The 19,488-nt window shown below is 48.3% G+C and carries 14 protein-coding genes; 10 read left to right on the forward strand and 4 right to left on the reverse strand.

The window, feature by feature from the left end; genetic code table 11:
* Position 1 precedes the first annotated feature (1 nt).
* Genes GNT65_RS05295 through GNT65_RS05310 form a run of 4 tightly spaced genes read left to right on the forward strand, consistent with a single transcriptional unit; the run spans position 2 to position 4,681 of the window.
* Positions 2-436, forward strand: a complete 435-nt coding sequence (locus GNT65_RS05295) for a PilX N-terminal domain-containing pilus assembly protein (RefSeq protein ID WP_160794274.1) — start codon at positions 2-4, stop codon at positions 434-436.
* 4 nt (positions 437-440) lie between these two features.
* Positions 441-3,989, forward strand: coding sequence for a pilus assembly protein (locus GNT65_RS05300; protein WP_160794113.1), 3,549 nt, complete (start codon positions 441-443; stop codon positions 3,987-3,989).
* Between the two features lie 3 nt (positions 3,990-3,992).
* Positions 3,993-4,385, forward strand: a complete 393-nt coding sequence (locus GNT65_RS05305; RefSeq protein ID WP_160794115.1) for a type IV pilin protein — start codon at positions 3,993-3,995, stop codon at positions 4,383-4,385.
* Positions 4,382-4,681: a TapY2 family type IVa secretion system protein gene (locus GNT65_RS05310; protein WP_160794117.1), complete on the forward strand. Its 300-nt coding sequence runs from the start codon at positions 4,382-4,384 to the stop codon at positions 4,679-4,681. Before GNT65_RS05305 ends, GNT65_RS05310 begins: the two co-directional genes overlap by 4 nt.
* 56 nt (positions 4,682-4,737) lie before the next feature.
* On the opposite strand, the gene GNT65_RS05315 is transcribed toward GNT65_RS05310, so the two are convergent.
* Both GNT65_RS05315 and GNT65_RS05320 read right to left on the reverse strand, forming a co-directional pair.
* The gene (locus tag GNT65_RS05315) at positions 4,738-5,229 is read right to left on the reverse strand and encodes a GspH/FimT family pseudopilin (RefSeq protein WP_160794119.1); all 492 of its coding nucleotides are present in this window, start codon (positions 5,227-5,229) and stop codon (positions 4,738-4,740) included.
* A gap of 136 nt (positions 5,230-5,365) precedes the next feature.
* Positions 5,366-5,878 (reverse strand): GspH/FimT family pseudopilin, encoded by a 513-nt coding sequence (locus tag GNT65_RS05320; RefSeq protein ID WP_160794121.1) that lies wholly within the window; start codon positions 5,876-5,878, stop codon positions 5,366-5,368.
* 250 nt (positions 5,879-6,128) lie between these two features.
* Between GNT65_RS05320 and GNT65_RS05325 the strand changes: the two genes are divergently transcribed.
* Positions 6,129-6,467 (forward strand): P-II family nitrogen regulator, encoded by a 339-nt coding sequence (locus GNT65_RS05325; RefSeq protein WP_011864914.1) that lies wholly within the window; start codon positions 6,129-6,131, stop codon positions 6,465-6,467.
* Positions 6,468-6,543: 76 nt separating this feature from the next.
* Here GNT65_RS05325 and GNT65_RS05330 read toward each other — a convergent pair whose 3' ends face one another.
* Positions 6,544-7,563, reverse strand: a complete 1,020-nt coding sequence (locus GNT65_RS05330; protein WP_160794123.1) for a LacI family DNA-binding transcriptional regulator — start codon at positions 7,561-7,563, stop codon at positions 6,544-6,546.
* 412 nt (positions 7,564-7,975) lie between these two features.
* Between GNT65_RS05330 and GNT65_RS05335 the strand changes: the two genes are divergently transcribed.
* Both GNT65_RS05335 and GNT65_RS05340 read left to right on the forward strand, forming a co-directional pair.
* Positions 7,976-10,600, forward strand: a complete 2,625-nt coding sequence (locus GNT65_RS05335; protein ID WP_160794125.1) for a TonB-dependent receptor — start codon at positions 7,976-7,978, stop codon at positions 10,598-10,600.
* A gap of 91 nt (positions 10,601-10,691) precedes the next feature.
* On the forward strand, positions 10,692-12,218 hold the full coding sequence (locus tag GNT65_RS05340) for a tryptophan halogenase family protein (protein ID WP_160794127.1): 1,527 nt from the start codon (positions 10,692-10,694) through the stop codon (positions 12,216-12,218).
* A gap of 103 nt (positions 12,219-12,321) precedes the next feature.
* On the opposite strand, the gene GNT65_RS05345 is transcribed toward GNT65_RS05340, so the two are convergent.
* Complete coding sequence (locus GNT65_RS05345) at positions 12,322-13,041, reverse strand: SapC family protein (RefSeq protein WP_160794129.1); 720 nt, start codon at positions 13,039-13,041, stop codon at positions 12,322-12,324.
* Positions 13,042-14,365: 1,324 nt separating this feature from the next.
* Between GNT65_RS05345 and GNT65_RS05350 the strand changes: the two genes are divergently transcribed.
* From GNT65_RS05350 to nagA, 3 genes are all read left to right on the forward strand, one after another.
* Complete coding sequence (locus GNT65_RS05350; RefSeq protein ID WP_160794131.1) at positions 14,366-17,032, forward strand: family 20 glycosylhydrolase; 2,667 nt, start codon at positions 14,366-14,368, stop codon at positions 17,030-17,032.
* A gap of 334 nt (positions 17,033-17,366) precedes the next feature.
* The gene (gene nagK, locus GNT65_RS05355; RefSeq protein WP_160794133.1) at positions 17,367-18,269 is read left to right on the forward strand and encodes an N-acetylglucosamine kinase; all 903 of its coding nucleotides are present in this window, start codon (positions 17,367-17,369) and stop codon (positions 18,267-18,269) included.
* Between the two features lie 61 nt (positions 18,270-18,330).
* The gene (gene nagA, locus GNT65_RS05360; protein WP_160794135.1) at positions 18,331-19,461 is read left to right on the forward strand and encodes an N-acetylglucosamine-6-phosphate deacetylase; all 1,131 of its coding nucleotides are present in this window, start codon (positions 18,331-18,333) and stop codon (positions 19,459-19,461) included.
* Positions 19,462-19,488: the final 27 nt, after the last annotated feature.

Here is a 19,488-nt window from a genome sequence, read left to right on the forward strand (position 1 = left end):
GATGAAGAAACAGCAGGGAATCGTACTTTTTCTCTCTTTGATTATTCTCATTATCATGACTGTAATTGGTGTCTCGTTAGCCGTTAACTCGACCCAATCTCTGCGAATGTCTGGTGCAGGATCCGAAAGGTTAGAGGCTAAAGCGATAGCAAATGGTGGATTATCGCAAATTATCAGTAATTACGCTGGCGCAGCCTTCGCTAATCTTGACAGCGAAGTTAATGAAACGACGTTTAATAGCACGCAAGTTATAACGCCACTCCCCGAGGGGGGAGTTAGGGATGTTGGCTGCCAAAGAACAACCAATGCCACCGGGGCTAACTTAGTGAGCTGTCGTCGTGCTCAGGTTACCAGTACTGCCGTTTTCGGTCGTGACAATCTCGGCTCTTTAACCGTCGCTTCAGGTATCGAACAGCAAGTGCTTACAGGAAACTAGGATTATGTTTAAGAAAATACTATGTAGTGCAGTAATGGCGGCTACAGTGGCTTCGGGCGTATCGCTTGCTGATGATACTGAACTCTATTTAATTGATACAAGCGTTCGCTCGGGTAAGAGGCCTCAGGTTTTATTTGTATTTGATAATTCGGGAAGTATGTCAACAGAAGATCAGAATGCGACTAGCTCCTATTGTTCAGCTGATGATAAATTAAACGGTGTTTGTGACTATGCCGATGGTTTCGCTGACTACTTAGCCGGTTACTCAGGTTATATAAACGACAATGGAATTTATTGGAATGCCGGGGGCATAGATAACACGAGTAATATGCCGACACCTGATGCGCCGAAAGATTCGCGTCGTTTTTACGCTGATAATAATAACTGTAATAAAGCTGCAATTGCCCTGAAAGAGCGAGGACGATATACGGGATATTTACGTGAGTTTAAATCCAGTGGGAAGACTGGTAAGTGGTATCCGCTTGCCGATAATGAAGGATTTAATACTGGGCAGATTGTTGATTGTCATCAAGATATTCTAGAGTCTGACCCCAAAAACCCGGGGCGGAAAAAGCAGGGGGGGGGCACAGTTGCCTTTGCTGATGGTTATCCTATAGATTCCAAAGAGATGTATACATCTGGAGCCACTGCTACCGATAGAGAATTAAGTTTAGATGGTACCGAGTTTGGCAAAGGTACTCCTGTGACACTATATACGGCCCACTATCTTGTTTGGTATCAGTGGGTCACGACTACTGAGGAGGGACAAAACAGTGGGGGTACAGGGACTCGTCTCGAAGTCGCTAAGGATGCATTGACTACGGCGTTAACCTCTTTGTCTATTCCTATTGACGCTGGTTTAGCAGTGTTTAATTTGAATTATCCATATGAAGGTGATGCAGATGGCGGGCGTATTGTCTATGACATTCAGGAAATGACCTCTACAAATCAGAATTCCTTGATTTCTTTGATTAATGGTATGCCAGCTCAAACCAACACCCCTTTATGCGAAACTCTTTATGAGGCTTACCAGTACTTTAGTGGTGGGCCTGTTACTTTTGGTAATGATGATAAGAATGCTCAGGGGAGTTATAAGATTGATGGGTATATTCCTAACTCCCCTCCAAGCATTCTTACAGGAGGAAATTATACTACGCCATTTAAAAAGTGCCCCGATACGGCCTATATTATTTATATTACCGATGGTGCTCCGACAATTGATAGTAACGCTGATAGCGCGATCACCTCTTTAACTGCTTCTGCCGAAAATACAGCGAATTATTCTGGGTTTGATTTTGTCAATTCTTGGGGCGAAACGGAAACCAGTTATCTACCTGCCTTAGCCGCTTATATGTATAACAACGACATGGTGAAGGGAGTCAAAGACGCTAACGGTATAGATAATCAACAAAATGTTAGATTATTTACGATAGGTTTTTCTGAAGGAGCTGACGTCGCTGCCAAATTATTGGAAGAAGCCGCTTTCAGGGGAGGGAACCCTAGAGATGATTCGGGGGTATCTAAAGGTTATTATGTTGCGAAGAATGGTCTTGATCTCGTAGCGGCTATGGATGATGCCTTAAAGTCAATCTTGTCGATAGACTCGTCGTTTACTTCACCAAGTATTGCAAGTAACAACTTCGATAAAACGCAGACCTATAATTCGGCTTACTTTGCGATGTTTTTACCAGGCAAAGGGCCTAGGTGGAGTGGGAATCTTAAAAAGCTAAAAGTGAATTCGTCCGGTGAGATTGTTGGGCCTGGAGGTACTAGTAAGGCGATAGATTCAAATGGCAATATTGCTCCCTCTACTTGTACCTATTGGAACACTTGTCCAGCGAATAATGTCGATGGGAATAAGGTTAATTCTGGCGGTGTGCTACCCATTTTGAGGTCGACCTTAAAAAATCGCAATATAAAGACTAATTCTAGTTCTAGTATTGTGGATATCCGGGTTTCTGGTTTTGCATCTTCCTACTCGCAAGAGGATTTAGACTGGTTGTTTGGTGTCGATGTCGATGATGATGACAACGACGGCAATATATATGATGCCAGAGAAGATATTATGGGGGATCCGCTTCACTCTAAGCCGTTAGCAATAAACTTTGGTGATAAACCAAATACAGATGGTACAGAGAACTTGGATGTTCGAGTCATAGTTGGTACCAATCAGGGCCTTGTGCACATGTTTAAAGATTCTGACACGGGGAGTAACGACTATTCTGTAGGTACTGTGTCTGAGTCTTGGGCATTTTTGCCTCAAGAACTTTGGAGTAATATTCCTAAGTTAAGAGAGAATGCTCCTACGGGAGCGCATAGCGTATATGGAATGGATCTTTCTCCGGTAGCCTATACAGAGACGGATTCCAGTGGAAAAGTCAATAAGGCTTGGGTATTCCTTGGTATGCGTAGAGGTGGAACCTCTTATTATGCCTTGGATATTACTAATCCGGATGTACCAAGTTTTAAGTGGAAAATAGATACTAATTCGACTGGATTTGAAGAGCTAGGGCAATCTTGGTCAGAGCCCGTTGTTACCTTTGTACCAGGTATTGATGACCCTGTGTTAGTGATTGGTGGGGGCATGGCTTCGAGTGAAGGTACAGGAGAGGCTGTTTATATTGTAAATGCCAAATCCGGTGCTTTTATTAAGAAATTCTCTGCGACTGGTATGGCAAGTGTGCCTAATAAGGTTGCTGTTTTAGACAGTAATAATGATGGCATTACCGATAGAATATATGCGGCAGATGTTGGTGGTAATATTTGGCGTATAGATTTGCCGGAAACAACGCAATCGACTTGGTCTACGTTCAAGTTTGCATCTATTGCGACATCTACCTCCCCAAATGACAGGATGTTCTTTGCCGAACCATCGGTTGCACAGACTCAATTCAACAATATTCATGATAATAGCGGTGATCTCACTTATCAGAGTATTCCCTACGATGCCGTGACTATAGGTACGGGAAATCGAACCCACCCTCTTGATATAAATACGAATGACATGTTCTATGTATTTCAAGATCGTAATGTGGTGACAAAAACCTTTACAAGTACTGATGCACCAACAGAGCTAACCATTAGTGATCTTTATGATGTCACCACGGCTGCGCCTTCATCTCAAAGTGAGAATGTTACTTTTGGAACCAAACGTGGATGGTTTTACGATTATAGTGTTGCAGGGGAAAAGACCCTGTCCGCATCATTGATATTTGATGGAAAAGTCTATTTTACTTCTTTCATTCCACCGACTCGAACTGATGTCGATTTGGAAGCTGGAATATGTGGTTTTGCAGGACAAGGACGATTATATGTATTTGATTTGCATAGGGGGACCAGGTCTTATAGCGAAACCTATTATGAAATTGGTGAAAGGGTACCTGACACGCCCCAGATCGTAATACCTAAGCCGGAAGAAGGGGAAGATTCTATCGCCTACATCATAGGTGTGGGTAAAGGTGAGTGTGAAGAGGGAGAGTGTAAGGGTACCGTGTCTTTAGGTAGTGGATTGAGTACTAATAGAATTTATTATCACTTGGATGAGAAGAATTAACAAATGCTGAAATTAAAGGGCTTTACCTTGATAGAAGTGATGATCACAGTTGCTATAGTAGGGATATTGGCTGCAATAGCTTACCCCTCTTATATTGACTATGTGATCAAAAGTGGTCGGGCAGAAGGCGTCGCTGTGGTGATGGAGGTTGCCAATCTTCAAGAGCAGTACTATCTGGACAACAGGACTTATGCCAGTGATTTAACCAAATTAGGTATGAGTGCAAACCCTTTGGTTACTGAGCATGAGCATTATAAGGTTAGCTCTACTGGAGGCTCTACATTTAAGGTTACTGCAACGGCAATAGGTTCTCAGGCAAGTCGGGATACAGCCTGTGCAACAATTACCATGACGGATGCCGGTGTAAAAGGCCCGTCAAAGGAGTGTTGGAAATGATTAAGCTGCTTAGTACAACGATGTGTATCATGTCGATTGCATTGATAACTCCAACCTATGCCAAGATGCAAGAGTATAAGTGTTTCATTAGTAGTGCCCAAAAGGGTGAGCAAGTTGTTTTTTATCGGTGGGAAGAAAGCCAGTTACCGCTTAGAATAGCCGGCCTTCCAGGCAAACAATTAACAGATGCTAAGGGAAAGAAGTACTTTATTAAAGAGGTAGAGGAGTGCGTGCTGCTATCAGAGCCCTTCACTAGCGATAAAGCCAATGCTGTTGACAAACGTACGCTAAGGTAGGCATTTCGTTAAAGTCCCTACGAGTAGGGACTTTTCTCTTCACCGGGGATAGTTTCCTAACAGCTATTTCCATCTGCACCATAAGATATAAGTCCGCTGCTACTTATTGTCACACTTTGAGAATCGCTTGCCTTGCCATTTGGGCAATAGATAATTGAGCCGCTGGAAGATAAACCATCTGCACTAAAGGTAATCAGTGGACCGGATCCCTTGACGGAGTCTTTACTGTTGAAATTATCTATCGCTCTTAGTTCTTTATCGGTTCCCCCTGCATCGGTTATATAGACTCTTATTCCCCCTTTCCAATCAGTACCCGTTCCACAAGAGGTTGTTGAGGCAAATGGACAGACATTGACTGTCGTACCGTAACTTATTGCTTGATTTCTGGCAAAAGACATTAAGTTATGGATGCGCTCGATACTACGATTTACTCTGACGCTTTCATAGGCTGAAATTAATGATGGTAGCCCTATGGTTAATATGATTCCTGCAACGACAATGGTCACCATGAGCTCGACGAGCGTGAACCCATTTTTATTCTTTATCATGAGTAAAATCCTCTATTTACTTAACACTAGTATAAGCGAGAAGTTTTAGGATTTCAGTATATATAAGCTATTCTTTTTAATGCCAATAATTTGTCAGCTGGGTTAAAATTGGCGTGTTAAGTGAGTCATACCTATGTTATTGGTTGCAGCTGATGTTTTTCTCCTTTGAGAAGCGTACTCTACCGGCTTGATTGACTATGACCGCTTTCGAATAGGGGCTATCGGCAGAGCCAGGGCAATACCTTAATGTTCCATTGGTGCCTGATGCTAGCCCATCGGGCTGAAAGCGAGCCGCTGCACGGTTGTAGTAGACAAAATCTCCACTATCAAATGGGCCTGTTTGCATCAGTAATTTGTCAGTTCCATCGAGCTGGTTACTGGTGCCTGAGTCGGTAAACACTCCTAGGCCAAGGTGCCAGTCGTTAGTGCATTGATTATCTTTAATGGGGCATACGGTGACCCGTATGCCATAGTTGATGGCTGTATTCCTGGCATACTGAAGTGTTTGCTGAATGATCTTAACTGCGGCGTCGGCTCGGTAGGCCTGATAGAGCTCTGTGAGGTTAGGTAGGGCCGTAGAGAGGAGAATGGTCGCAACGGCGAGAGTGACCATTAGTTCGATGAGCGTAAATCCATTATGATGTTTCATGGCTAATCCTTGCTGTATTTAGTCTATGCTTCCTGCAATGACTTTTACTCGTTTTTCGGGCGAGTTTATTGAGTATAGATGAGCTGGCTCAGGTTTAGTGGTCGTGCATATATTGTTCTGCTCTATGAATATTGAATCATTTGACCTCTCGATATAATGATCTTTGGCGGTTTGAATGGACGTGATAAGCTAATGTCTAATAAATTTAAGTTTTGTCGAATTGGGTTAGCAGAATTTTAGGGAGCGTTTGATGAAGAAGGTCGAGGCCATAATTAAGCCGTTTAAGTTAGATGATGTGCGTGAATCTCTGGCGGAGATCGGTATTACCGGCATGACGGTTTCTGAAGTCAAAGGTTTTGGACGCCAGAAAGGACATACGGAGCTTTATCGCGGCGCCGAGTATATGGTGGATTTCCTGCCTAAGGTGAAAATTGAGCTGGTTATTCAGGATGAGCAGCTAGACCAAGCACTCGAGGTTATCGTCGATACCGCGAGAACGGGTAAGATAGGTGACGGGAAGATATTTGTTACCGAAGTTGAGCGTGTGATTCGAATTCGTACCGGTGAAGAGAATGAAGAAGCCGTTTAAGTTATAAAAAACCGCTGACATATCAGCGGTTTTTTGTTGTCTGTAGAAAGGCTCAATCAAAGTCTGGTTTCAAACCCTAAGCCCTTGGGCTTGCCGATGAGTCTCTCAGCACTGGCTCAGGAATAAAGACCTGATGCGTCGTTTCACTCTGCTTGTTGCCTTGATTCTCGATAAGTAACTCTGTCGCCGTCTGAGCGATTAACTTGTTGGGTTGATGGACAGTGGTTAACTTAGGCCAGGTTTGCCTCGAGAAGGGGCTGTCCTCGAAGCCAACGATAGAGAGTTCCTCGGGTATCGCAACCCCTGCGAGCCTAGCCGCAAAGAGGGCCCCCGCGGCAATTTCATCGTTACAGGCTACTATTGCTGTTGGGCGATTCGCCTTGGTTAGCAATGTTTTTGCGCCCTCTACCCCCGACTCAAAGGAATACTGACCGTTGATTATGTTGGATTCGTCTAGCGATAACTGATTACTTTGCAAGGCCGCCTTAAAGCCTGCTAGGCGTTCCTTGGTGGATTCGTGCTGGTGATCACCGCTCAGGAAGGCGATATTTTTATGACCCAGATCGATAAGGTGCTGGGTGATGGAGATGGCGCCATGTTTGTCATTGACCAGGATTGACAAGCCGTCGCTCGGGCTTACTTCTTCCCCGGCGATAATGCGAACATAATTGGCATTTATCTGATCCAGCGCCGCCAAGACTTTTGGATCTTCCGATAGCGGCGGAGTTAGTACCAAGCCTGATAGTCTTGCATGACGCACCATATCGACTAGTTCTTGGCAGATATTCTCCGACTTAGCATCGCAGGGGTGAATGAGCAGTTCATAGCCTCTCTGTTTACAGGAGGACAAAATTCCATTTTGCATGTCAATGACATAGTAGGCATTGGGATTATCGTAGACAAAGGCGATCACATAAGATTTAGTGCCGGCTAGATTACGGGCTGCCACATTTGGCTGGTAATTAAGTGCGGCAATCGCCTGGTTGACTTTATCGATTGTCGCTTGACGAACCGAGGGCTCGTTATTCGTGACCCGTGAAACCGTTTTTATTGAGACGCCGGCATATTTGGCGACGTCATTAATGGTGACTTTCATCTAGCGGATACTCTTTGTGTCTGCGCAGCATCTGGCTACTTCAGAATTCAAATATGTCTTAAACAATGTACTGTATGGTTACACAGCAGATCTCACTTCCCCTGGCGACAATATTGCTGAGTTTTACGCTATTAAGCAATCATCAAATTGATTTCTATCCTAAATTACATTCGCCTTATCTCGAAAGTAAGTAATTTTTATACTTTATTATCAGCTATTTGCGGGCAAGTTCGATGAAGACGTTTTGTTTGATAAATGTATAAATTCAAAGAAATTCCCGCTTTTGGTTATTTTGTTGTGGCGCATCTGTTAATTGTTGTGTAATCTTTGTACTCACATGACAGCGTTGTCATTCCTTCGGGAATGGTTATGAATACGAAAAAAGATAATAAAGTTATGGAAGGGAAACGAGATGCGACCATCTACTTTTAAGAAAAGTGTACTAGCTACAAATATTGCCCTGCTGATGAGTGGTGCAGTGTCAGTTTCTGCTTTAGCGGCAGAGGCCGATGCAGAAGCGGTCAATACTGATAATATTGAAAAAATTGAAGTACGTGGTCTGCGTGCTTCGATGAAGGCGTCAATTAACGCCAAAAGATTCTCTGATGCCGTTGTCGACGCCGTCACGGCGGAAGATATAGGTAAGTTCCCTGATGGTGACGTAGGAGAGTCGCTGGGTCGTATTCCTGGTGTTAGCGTTAACCGTCAGTTTGGCCAAGGTCAGCAGGTGTCGATTCGTGGTGCCTCGGCTCAGTTAACCCGTACCCTGTTAAATGGTCATTCTGTTGCCTCGACAGGTTGGTTTGACCAACAGGCCATCGACCGTAGCTTTAACTATTCTCTGCTACCGCCCGAGATGATCAGTGGCATTGAAGTCTATAAGTCTTCTCAGGCTGACATTACCGAAGGTGGCATTGGTGGCACCGTGGTGGTTAAGACACGTAAACCTTTAGATTTAGAAGCCAATACACTATTTCTAAGTGCCAAGGGCGACTATGGTACCGTCTCTGAAGAGACAGATCCTGCCCTCTCTGGCCTGTATAGCTGGGCAAACGAGGACGAGACCTTCGGTGTTCTGGTCTCAGCTGCTGGCTCTCAAACCGATTATCAGCGTAACGGTATCGAGACCCTGCTGGGCTGGGGGGAAATTGTGCCGACTACCTTTCAGCAAGATCGTGAGCGCACCGCCTATAACATAGCAGCCCAGTATCGTCCGACCGATAATTTAGAGTTTGGCCTAACGGTGACTAGCCTGGATCTCAAGGCAAACAACGCCAACACCTCTATTTTCCTCTTCCCGACTCAGCAAGGCGTAAGCACCTGTAATCAGACCAACGCCGCAGGTGTCTGTACCGATATCACCCATACGGGTGAGGGTGGCTTTGCCTGGGCACAGACTTGGGCACGTGAAGCTGAGATGTCGTCTGACACCTATGATCTGGATTTTAAATATGAGGGTGACAACTTTACCCTCGAAGGTCGTGTAGGTAATACCAAGGCGGATGGTGGTACCAGTCTAACTTCTAACTATGGTAACTCTATCGGCCAGCCTGGTGACTTTGCCGGCCATTACGATGCGACAGGTGAGAAGATTCTGATCGATATCGCCAATAAGTCTTTCGACGCCGGTGACTTTAACGATCAGCTGGCGACGGCAGGCTGGGCACTGAAGAAACAGCCTAACACAGATGAAGAAACCTATGCGCAGGTCGACCTGACCTTCCCGGTCGACTTCGGTGCCATCACAGCGATTAAGGCTGGTGTACGCTATGCAGACCATGATGTGACTCAGCAAACAGATGCGGCTATCGTGGGTGATATCGTGGCTAAGGATGCCTCCGAATACTACTCTGGCACCATCTCATCTGGTGCAGGTTTTACCCTGCCTAAGCCTAATTTCGATGCCATGATCCGTGATGCTAAGGCCTCAGTCGATGGCTTTACCCGCGACAAGTCTGGATACGGCACCCTTAATGAGAAGAACCTGGCCGCTTACGCCATGGCGAACTTCGAGGCTGAAGGGATCCGAGGTAACTTCGGTCTGCGCTTCATCTCGACCGATATTGAGTCTGATTACTATGCGCTGAGTTCAAGCGGTCAGTTTGCCGACGAACTGAGTACAGATAAGTCGAGCTACAGTGACGTATTGCCAAGCATCAACGTGACTTTCGACTTAGCACCAGATCTCTTGCTGCGTACCACGGCTGCTCAGGTAATGTCTCGTCCTAACTACGCAGACTTGTTTGCCACTTCAACCCTGCCGGGCTTGAACGATGGCACGCCGGGTAACGAGAAGCTTAACCGTGGTTCTGTTGCTCTGGATCCCTTTAAGGCGACTCAGGCCGATGTGAGTCTGGAATGGTACTTCGGCGGCGAGGGGCTGGCTTCTTTGACCTACTTTATCAAAGATGTGAGCTCTTTCATCACCACACGTCAGAAGCTTAACCAACAGATTGGTATCGAAGACAACGATCTTAAAGCACAGGGTGGTAGCGCTTGCGGTGTAGGTGTTTATGACTGTTGGACAGTCAGCGAGAAGTACAATGCTAACGGTGGTCGAATCGAAGGGGTTGAGCTGCAGCTGCAAGACTCGTTCGAAAATGGCTTAGGCTACTCGGTTAACTATACCTTCGCCGATGCCGGTTCACCTGCCGAGAACTATCCTGATGAGGTGGGAGTATTCTCTGACTCGTCGAAGCACACGGTTAACCTAGTGGGCTACTACGAGATGGATAGCTTCTCTGCCCGTCTTGCCTACAACTGGCGTAGCGAATATATGATCCGTGAATTGCCAGGCTTCTATGGTAACCGTCAGCACCAAGACTATGGTTCGCTGGATCTGAGCATGAACTACAGCGTTACCGATTGGATGGATTTGACCTTCGAAGCCGTTAACCTCACAGAGGAAGACAGCATTCAGATAGGTGTCTCACCAGTCGACAACGAAAATGTGATTGCCGAGTTTAAAGATAACTACCCGGTATGGAGCTTCGAAGGCGAAGCAAGATACAAGGTCGGTGTCGCACTGCGTTTCTAATCGACACATGAGTGTACAAAGCCCGGCATAAGCTGGGCTTTTTATTAGCACCGACCTTTAATTAGACCAAGAGTGGGGAAGAGGTGAAACCATGGACATTAAGCGTATCTTGATATTAGGGGGCGGAACGGCAGGCTGGTTGGCGGCCAATCACCTGGGTAAGGCCCTTGAACATCGCCAGGACGTTAGCGTTATGTTGGTGGAGTCACCAGATATCCCCATCATAGGTGTCGGAGAGGGGACAGTGCCAGCCATTCGTCAGAGTCTGAAACGCTTCGGCATCAGCGAGTCTGAGTTTATCCGTCAATGTGATGTAACCTTTAAGCAGTCGATCAAGTTCGTCAACTGGATGGATAAGGACAGGCATGGAGCAGAGAACTTCTATCATCACCTGTTCGACATGCCGAGCCCTCTGGGTGAAGATCTTACCCAGCATTGGCTAGCGAATCGCCAACAAGCCTATGGTGACCTAGTTTCGCCCCAACACAAGGTGTGTGAAGCGGGTAGGGCGCCTAAACGTATCACCCACAGCGAATATGAAGGGGCATTGGGCTATGCCTATCACCTTAACGCTGCCAAGTTTGCCAAGCTGTTAGCGGATAACGCCATCAGGCGTTTCAATGTCGAGCATATTAAGGCCAAAGTCTGTGAGGTTATGCTCAAGGATAATGGCGAGATTGCCTCCCTGGAAACCGATAACCGGGGCAGCATCAGCGCCGATTTCTACATAGACTGCAGTGGGTTTGAATCTTTGCTTATCGATAAGACGCTCAAGGTGCCCTTTGTCGATAAGTCCCATCAGCTATTTGCCGATAAGGCGATTGCCGTTCAGGTGCCCATAGGTGAAGAAGAAGCGATTCCGCCTTATACCCTGGCGACGGCCCATCAGGCCGGTTGGATATGGGATATCGCCTTGACCCATAGGCGTGGCGTCGGTTTTGTCTATTCCTCTAAGTATATGGATGATGCCATGGCGCTTAAAAAGCTGTCACATTATCTCGGTCAGGATGTTGCTCAGTATCAATACCGGGTTTTGCCGATGAAACTTGGCTATCGCAGGGAGTTCTTGCATAAAAATTGCCTAGCCTTGGGGTTGGCGCAAGGCTTTCTCGAACCCCTGGAGGCAACCTCTATCTTGCTGACCGATTTTGCAGCAGGCTACATCGCCAACCGTTTACCAAAAGATAGTGAAGCGCTGGCTTTGCTGGCTGAACAGTTTAATCGGGTGATGACCTATGCCTGGGAGCGTGTTGTCGAATTTATCAAGATGCACTATTGCCTGTCAGACAGGAGTGACTCGGCGTTCTGGGTCGATAATCGCGATCCGGCGACGATTCCGTGTGAGCTTAATAGCCGGCTAAAACTGTGGCGAGATCACGCCCCCATAAGGCAGGACTTCTTCAGTAAGTTTGAGGTGTTTGATTTAGAAAACTACCTGTATGTGCTCTATGGCATGCACTACCCAACGAACACGCAGGTGGCGAGTGAGCAGCAAAGAGAAGCCTGGCAAGTACAGGGAAAACAGATAGCCAACTTGGCTGAGCATCTGGTGAATGAGCTACCAGCTCATCGAGACTTGCTCGAGAAGATTGCCAAATATGGTATGCAGAGATGTTAACTTGGGTTTGGCCTAGGTGTTAGCCAGACGAGGGGCATCAGGGCTCAAAAAAGCAGAGCCGATATTTATGTACTCTCATATCATCGGCTCTGCTACTTAAAAGTTATTGCAACTTATCAAACTGATTTTGCTTGGCGATGAGGCGCGACATCTGATTGAGGGAGGCTCTGTGGGCATAAACAATCGGCAGCAAACCTTTCTTTCTTAGCTCGAGGAAATCTTCATCGCTCAGTTCGTTCAATGCCTTGTCATCGATCAGATAGACGCCATTGATATTGATCTTCTGCTCAGATCTTTCCAGCTTAATGGTCAGTTGCTGTGACACCAGTAGGTTTTTGTCTGCCAGGAATTGGCAAACCGCCTGAGTCTGTTGATGCATAGCGGCGACATCCAGTAGGGCATTGGTTCTGGCCGTCAGGTACTCGCTACGCTTTCCTTCATCGGTAAACAGGCGGTTACCTTCTGTCTCAGACACCATTGGGCTCTCCTCATCGATGCAGACGATCACGTTGTCGCCTTCCTCCGAGGTTCTGGCGATCGACAGGGGCGCATTACTAAAGCCAATTGGGCTAATAGGGGCATCCCATTGGTTGCTTTGGCAATATAGGTTGACTTCGGGTTCGATCCCCATGATAGCCACAGGGATGAACTGGCCCGTCTCACCATTCTTCACGAAGACGATAGGGAATTCGGCCGCCAGGCTGGGGATCTCTCTGGCCAATACCGGGATCAGGTGCTCTTTGCTGAAACGGCTGAAATCATTTGAATGGGTCAGCTTGATGTTGAGATGTTTTTCCGTTGAAAGGGGGACTATCTTCGCCATATTCTTACCTTAGTTAATTTTAGTTTGTGGTGTCTGTCTCAAGCGTTAATTGCCTAACCAGAGAAACGCTGGGTTAATCTTTTACCGCTAGTGGGGGCAAAAGCGCAAGTATTAATGTTTCGAGCTGGCCCTAAACAAGCCCTAAATTGGAGTGAAAAGACGTTAAGCCAGTCTGATCTCTACCCTTTGGGGGGCTAAATACTTTTCTGTGTTAGGGATCACTACTCCGGTTATCTCTCGCCTTACACATCCTTGTTCTGTTCCTCTCCTAATATGGACACTTAACACTCATTGTTTAGTGTTTTTTCGACTCTGAGTACTGTTAGCCTCTCCGAATGTTATCAATAGTTGACAGCGTTGTCATTTTTGTGTGGTGAAGAAGGCTTTGTTCGGCCTCTATGGCAGCGATCTGTGATCGGCGGCTTTCAGCGGTGTGATAAAAAATTGCCTCACAATGTCAAAAAAATGTATAAATTCTGTTCTTTATTAGGTAGATTAACCGATGACAGCGTTGTCATTTGCTTGTGTGGCACGTTTGTTTTGTAAGGTTTGCATTGTTAGGAAGAGGTCTCCTAACTTGTGCATTGGCAGTAGCCATTAAGTTTGTAGCAATGGTTATTGTGTTTGTTTTTTCCTATAGTCTCTCCCCAGATACTAGAGATGGCTAGATGTGTTATGTCTCAATTGGCGCCTTTATCGGTGGCACTTGATACATGATGCATCTAGCGCTTTTTTCTGGATTAGAGTGACGCCTGATGAGTGGGCTCTAGGGAAATGCGTAAGAGCGAGCAAAGCACAGCGCGGCACGGCACAGCAGGGCGTTCGTTGTCTTGCAGAGATTCAGATTAAATAAACAGATTTCTTTCATTGTCAGATGGCTGAGTGGTTTCTAAAGCCAGAACGCTTTCTATAGCCTGATTACTTGCCAATTCTAGATTGCCTGTAATTGCCAGGTGGGGTTCGGGGAGCCGCTAGATTTGTACAAGTCTGACGATGATCTATTTTCGCGGCGGCATTTTTGTTAATCGGCCAAGATGCGGCGGCAAAAAAGACCAAGCGCAATAAGTAAGTGATCAGCAATAGCGCAGGGAAAACGTTTGAGAGCAAGGCTGGATTTTTAGGTAAGTAGTTATTCTAAAATCAAAAAAGTAATGCAGTTATCGAACGTTTTAACAAGTTCGCTTGAACAGTTATTTATTAGGATTGGCATAAAGTGGTGGCTATCTCAGATATCGCAATAGCAGGAAGCTTATTGCCGATGCTGATGGGGAAGGGTAGCTGCAATGAGACTTGAACGTTCAAGTTGAGAAAAGTGAGGATAACAATGATTAATAAGCTCATACCAATAACATTACTCATTAGCCTAGGACTGATTGCCTGCAGTCAGCCAACCACTACTCAAGTCCCCAAGGATGAAGGCGCCGCGGCGCAGCAAGTTGTTGACAGCGAGCCGCAACAGGCGCTGCATCAATTTGCCACTAGTCTGGCGGTCAACTATCACACTCTGACCAATTATCCTCAGCAGTGCACTTCTAGCGGTGTCGACGGTCGTTGTTTTGCCGCCCAGATTGAGCTAATCCCAGGTGTTGATTTTGACCGTAAGGATTGGGCCATCTACTACAGCCAGATGCGACCGGTGAAGCAGGTGCTAAGCGATGCCTTTGAGCTAACCCAAGTGAAAGGGGACCTGCACCGCATCACGCCTACTGACAAGTTCAAGGGCTTTTACAAGGGTCAGCCGGTCGATATCGCCTTTCTTGGGGAGCTATGGCAGCTGTCGGAAACCGATGCCATGCCCAACTACTATATTGTCGTTCCCGGCCTTCAACCTGAGGTTATCACCAGCACTCAGCTCACCGTGGATGCCAGCACAGGCATGGAGCAGCGCCCCTATGTTGAGGCATATGTCAGCGCCGAAAGCCAATATAAGCGCAGCGATACAGACAGGTTAGCATGGGCGACCCCTAAGGTATTGTTTGACGCGAACCAAGATATCGAGAGCCGCCCTGAGCTTGCCGTCAACGCGATTATCCCAACGCCGAAGCGACAAATCATAGAGAGTCAAAGTCCGGTAATATCGCTTGCCTCAGGTTATCATCTGGATGCTGGCGGTGTAGCTAAGGAATCTGTCGACGCGGCCTTGGCGCGCCTGGCCCGCCTTGGCGTTAAGCCATCGCCTCAAGGTATTCTACTCAAGTTAGAGCCGTCGACGACTAAACTCGCCGAAGGGGGCTATCGCCTCGATATTACCTCTGATGGCATCACCATAGACGCGAGCGATGATGCAGGTTTCTCCTATGGTTTGGCGTCGCTGACGAGTCTCATCTCGCTCGACAACCTGTCACTTAATGCCATGCAGATCCAAGATGAACCAAGATATGGCTTTCGCGGCATGCATGTCGACGTTGCGCGTAATTTTCACAGCAAGCAGTTTATCTTAGAGCTACTGGATCAGATGGCGGCCTATAAGCTCAACAAGTTACACCTGCATATGGCCGATGATGAAGGCTGGCGCCTGGAGATAGATGGGCTGCCCGAGCTTACTCAGGTGGGCAGTCGTCGCTGCCACGATCTGAAGGAAGATACCTGTCTATTGCCTCAGCTGGGCAGTGGTCCAGATGGTGACAGCAAGGTTAACGGCTACTACTCCAAGGCAGATTATATCGAGATCCTCAAGTATGCAGCTGCCCGGCATATTCAGGTGATTCCCTCTATGGACATGCCGGGGCATTCCCGCGCCGCCATCAAGTCGATGGAGGCCAGGTATCGTCGCCTGATGGCCGAAGGTAATGAGGCCGGAGCCAACGAGTACCGGCTTATCGACCCGCTCGATAAGACGCAGTACGCCTCGATTCAATATTATGATGACAACACGATCAACGTCTGTATGGAGTCCAGCTATCACTTCGTCGATAAGGTGGTGAGCGAAATTTCCAAGTTGCATCAGGCCGCAGGCCAACGCCTGGATCTTTACCATATCGGCGCCGATGAAACCGCCGGTGCCTGGGTGGAGTCGCCTGTCTGTCAGGCACTGCTAGCAGACAAAGAGAGCGGCCTTGAGAGCGAGGCACATTTTGGTGCTTATTTCATCGAGCGGCTGGCGAATATGCTGGCCGATAAAGGGATTGAAACTGCGGGTTGGAGTGATGGCATGAGCCATACACGACCTGATCGTATGCCGGCAAAGAATCAGTCCAACATCTGGGACGTGGTTGCTCATGGCGGCCATAAGCGCGCCCATGCACAGGCCAACTTGGGCTGGGATACAGTGCTGAGTAATCCCGAGGTACTCTATTTCGACTTCCCCTACGAAGCCGATCCGAAAGAACATGGCTACTATTGGGCGAGTCGCAGCACCAACGAGCGCAAGCTGTTTAGCTTTATGCCCGACAACCTACCGGCCAACGCCGAGCAGTGGACGGATATCGAAGGTAAGTCATTTGAGGCCGACGATACCCTTAAGCTCGATGATGCGGGCAAGCGAATCAGCGGTCCACTTAATCAAGGTGTCCGCTTCAAAGGGATCCAGGGACAGCTGTGGAGCGAGACGATTCGCTCAGACCAAGTAATTGAATATATGGTGTTTCCTCGCCTGTTAGTCCTAGCGGAAAGGGCCTGGCATAAGGCCGATTGGGAAGTGCCTTATCAATATCAGGGGGCTAAATACAGCGCCGAGACTAACTACTTCACCCCCGAGATGCGTGAGAAGCAGAGAGCTCAATGGCAGACCTTTGCCAACACCTTAGGCTATAAGGAGCTGGCCAAGCTGGATAGGGCAGGGATAGCCTATCGTGTGCCAACCCTAGGCGCCAAGATCAAGGAGGGTTACCTGCAGGCAAACAGCATCTATCCCGGGCTTGGAATAGAGTATCGAGTCGATGGCGGCCAGTGGCAGCAATATACAGAGGCGGTTAGCGTCTCAGGTAGAGTCGAGGTCAGAGGCGTCGCCGCCGATGGTATCCGCAAGGGGCGCATACTCAAGGTCAATTAGTATTTCGCTGACAGCATTAGTCTACTGGCCTAAATAGCTCATTTTAGCTAGCTAATGAAAAAGCGACTTAAGCCAGCTAATGAAAATGTAATGCAAGCTAGCGCGGTTATCGAAGAGCCGATAACCGCTTCCTCTCTGTTAAATAGCAAATAAAAATCTGGGCGCCTTAGAGGCGTTAGCCGGGCAGTGACCGAGAAGTTTGCTGTCACAAATTTAGTGATAATTTTAAATGACAGCGTTGTCATTTTTGTTGTAACATGACATTAACTTAGTCAGTGGTCAGGGCGGGCGATGCTAGATGCCCTGGATAATAAAACTGTGAAAGAGGTTGGTAATGGGATTTAACCAGACAGAGGAACAGGCCCTCGTCATAGGCATAGATGGTGGTGGCAGCAAGTGCCGCGCGACTATCTACGCCGCCGATGACAGTGTGATCGGCACTGGTGTGGCCGGGCGTGCGAATCCGCTTTACGGCCTGACACATACCTTCGACTCTATCTCGCAAGCGACCGAGCTCGCCCTACAAGACGCCGGACTAAAAGCTGGCGACAGCAAGACACTGGTGGCGGGCGTAGGCCTGGCTGGAGTCAATGTCGCGCATCTCTATCAGGCGATCAAAGCATGGCAGCATCCCTTCGAAGAGATGTATGTCACCACAGATCTGCACACCGCATGTATCGGCGCCCATAAGGGCGGTGATGGTGCGGTGATCATCACGGGGACTGGTTCTTGCGGCTATGCTCACGTGGGGGAGCAGTCCTTGAGTCTTGGTGGGCACGGCTTTGCCTTGGGCGACAAGGGTAGTGGCGCCTGGCTCGGCTTGCAGGCTGCGCAGCAGGTGCTGCTAGATCTCGATGGTTTCGGCCCGGCTACCCAGCTAACCGAGCGTTTATTGGAGCACTTCAAGGTGAGCGATGCCATGGGCATAGTCGAGCAGCTGGCGGGCAAATCATCCGGTTGTTACGCCACCCTGGCGCGCACGGTGTTATCTTGTGCACAGGCCCATGATGAGGTGGCTAAGGCGATAGTGGTTGAGGGTGCAGATTACATCAGTGCCTTGGCCCACAAGTTGTTTGAGATCCACCCGCCGCGTTTCTCCATGATAGGTGGTCTCGCCGAGCCTCTGGCCCCCTGGCTGGATAAGCGAGTGGTCGACAAGATCTCGCCAATCCTCGCCCCGCCTGAGTTAGGCGCCGCCTATTATGCGCGTCAGCAGTTAGGCTTGAGCCAGGTATAGCCTGTGTCACTTAGCCAGTCGCAAATAGCTAGTCGCAGATGATGTTTTGCCAGGAGAATAAATGAAACAGACACTCATTGCCGAGCGGGTATTCGACGGTGAACACTTCCACCACAACCAGGCCATCACCATAGAAGATGGGCGTATCGTCTCCTTTGACAAGGCGAGTGACGTCGAGCCCATTTTGCTTACCGGCACCCTGGTGCCCGGCTTTATCGATGTTCAGGTCAATGGGGGCGGCGGCGCCCTGTTCAACGACGCGCCCAGTGTCGAGAAGATAAAGACCATAGGTCAGGCCCATGCCAAGTTTGGCACCACGGGTTTCTTACCGACCCTGATCACAGACAATATTCAGGTGATGCATGCTGCAGCCGATGCAGTGGCCGAGGCCCTAGCGCTGAATACACCTGGCGTGTTGGGGATCCATTTCGAGGGGCCGCACCTCAGTGTGCCTAAGAAGGGCGTCCATCCGGCAAACTATATTCGTCGTATCTCAGATGAAGAACTGGCAATTTTTGCCCGCGATGATCTGGGTTCTAAGGTGGTGACACTGGCGCCGGAGAATGTGGCGCCAGAGGTGATTCATGCCTTGGTCGAATGTGGCGTCAACGTCTGTCTAGGTCACTCAAATGCCGACTACGACACTGTTATTAAGGCGCTGGAGGCCGGGGCAAGCGGTTTCACCCACCTGTTTAACGCCATGTCGTCCATGGACTCCAGGGCGCCGGGCATGGTGGGTGCGGCGCTCGAAAGTTTGGATGCCTGGTGCGGCCTGATTGTCGATGGTCATCATGTGCATCCGGCCTCGGCCAGGGTAGCTATCGCCGCCAAGCCAAGGGGCAAGGTGATGTTGGTGACAGATGCCATGCCGCCTGTGGGCATGGACGATAATGCCAGCTTCGAGCTGTTTGGCACCCAGGTGGTGCGCCGCGGTGACAGGTTAAATGCCGTAACGGGCGAGCTTGCCGGTTGCGTGCTGGATATGATTGGCGCGGTCAACAACAGCGTTAGCCTGCTAGGTGTGGCTCGCGAAGAGGCGCTACGGATGGCGGCTAGATATCCCGCAGAGTTTATCGGGCATCGTCAGCGCGGCGTGTTTACCATAGGCGCCAGGGCGGATATGGTTTTGCTGGACAGCGACAACCAAGTGGCGCGCACCTACATAGATGGCCAGCTGGTATATGAAGCCTAGCCAGCAGAACCTAACACTGTAGACATC

Origin of the sequence: Shewanella insulae (genome assembly GCF_009831655.1) — a bacterium.
In the GTDB taxonomy this organism is placed as follows: Bacteria; Pseudomonadota; Gammaproteobacteria; order Enterobacterales; family Shewanellaceae; genus Shewanella; species Shewanella insulae.

What these genes read in the sequence shown, in the direction of transcription:
- GNT65_RS05330 (WP_160794123.1), bottom strand. Translation starts at nt 7,563, where the DNA reads ATGAAAGTCACCATTAATGACGTCGCCAAATATGCCGGCGTCTCAATA.
- nagK (WP_160794133.1), top strand. Translation starts at nt 17,367, where the DNA reads ATGGGATTTAACCAGACAGAGGAACAGGCCCTCGTCATAGGCATAGAT.
- GNT65_RS05320 (WP_160794121.1), bottom strand. Translation starts at nt 5,878, where the DNA reads ATGAAACATCATAATGGATTTACGCTCATCGAACTAATGGTCACTCTC.
- GNT65_RS05310 (WP_160794117.1), top strand. Translation starts at nt 4,382, where the DNA reads ATGATTAAGCTGCTTAGTACAACGATGTGTATCATGTCGATTGCATTG.
- GNT65_RS05295 (WP_160794274.1), top strand. Translation starts at nt 2, where the DNA reads ATGAAGAAACAGCAGGGAATCGTACTTTTTCTCTCTTTGATTATTCTC.
- GNT65_RS05325 (WP_011864914.1), top strand. Translation starts at nt 6,129, where the DNA reads ATGAAGAAGGTCGAGGCCATAATTAAGCCGTTTAAGTTAGATGATGTG.
- GNT65_RS05350 (WP_160794131.1), top strand. Translation starts at nt 14,366, where the DNA reads ATGATTAATAAGCTCATACCAATAACATTACTCATTAGCCTAGGACTG.
- GNT65_RS05300 (WP_160794113.1), top strand. Translation starts at nt 441, where the DNA reads ATGTTTAAGAAAATACTATGTAGTGCAGTAATGGCGGCTACAGTGGCT.
- GNT65_RS05335 (WP_160794125.1), top strand. Translation starts at nt 7,976, where the DNA reads ATGCGACCATCTACTTTTAAGAAAAGTGTACTAGCTACAAATATTGCC.
- nagA (WP_160794135.1), top strand. Translation starts at nt 18,331, where the DNA reads ATGAAACAGACACTCATTGCCGAGCGGGTATTCGACGGTGAACACTTC.
- GNT65_RS05315 (WP_160794119.1), bottom strand. Translation starts at nt 5,229, where the DNA reads ATGATAAAGAATAAAAATGGGTTCACGCTCGTCGAGCTCATGGTGACC.
- GNT65_RS05305 (WP_160794115.1), top strand. Translation starts at nt 3,993, where the DNA reads ATGCTGAAATTAAAGGGCTTTACCTTGATAGAAGTGATGATCACAGTT.
- GNT65_RS05345 (WP_160794129.1), bottom strand. Translation starts at nt 13,041, where the DNA reads ATGGCGAAGATAGTCCCCCTTTCAACGGAAAAACATCTCAACATCAAG.
- GNT65_RS05340 (WP_160794127.1), top strand. Translation starts at nt 10,692, where the DNA reads ATGGACATTAAGCGTATCTTGATATTAGGGGGCGGAACGGCAGGCTGG.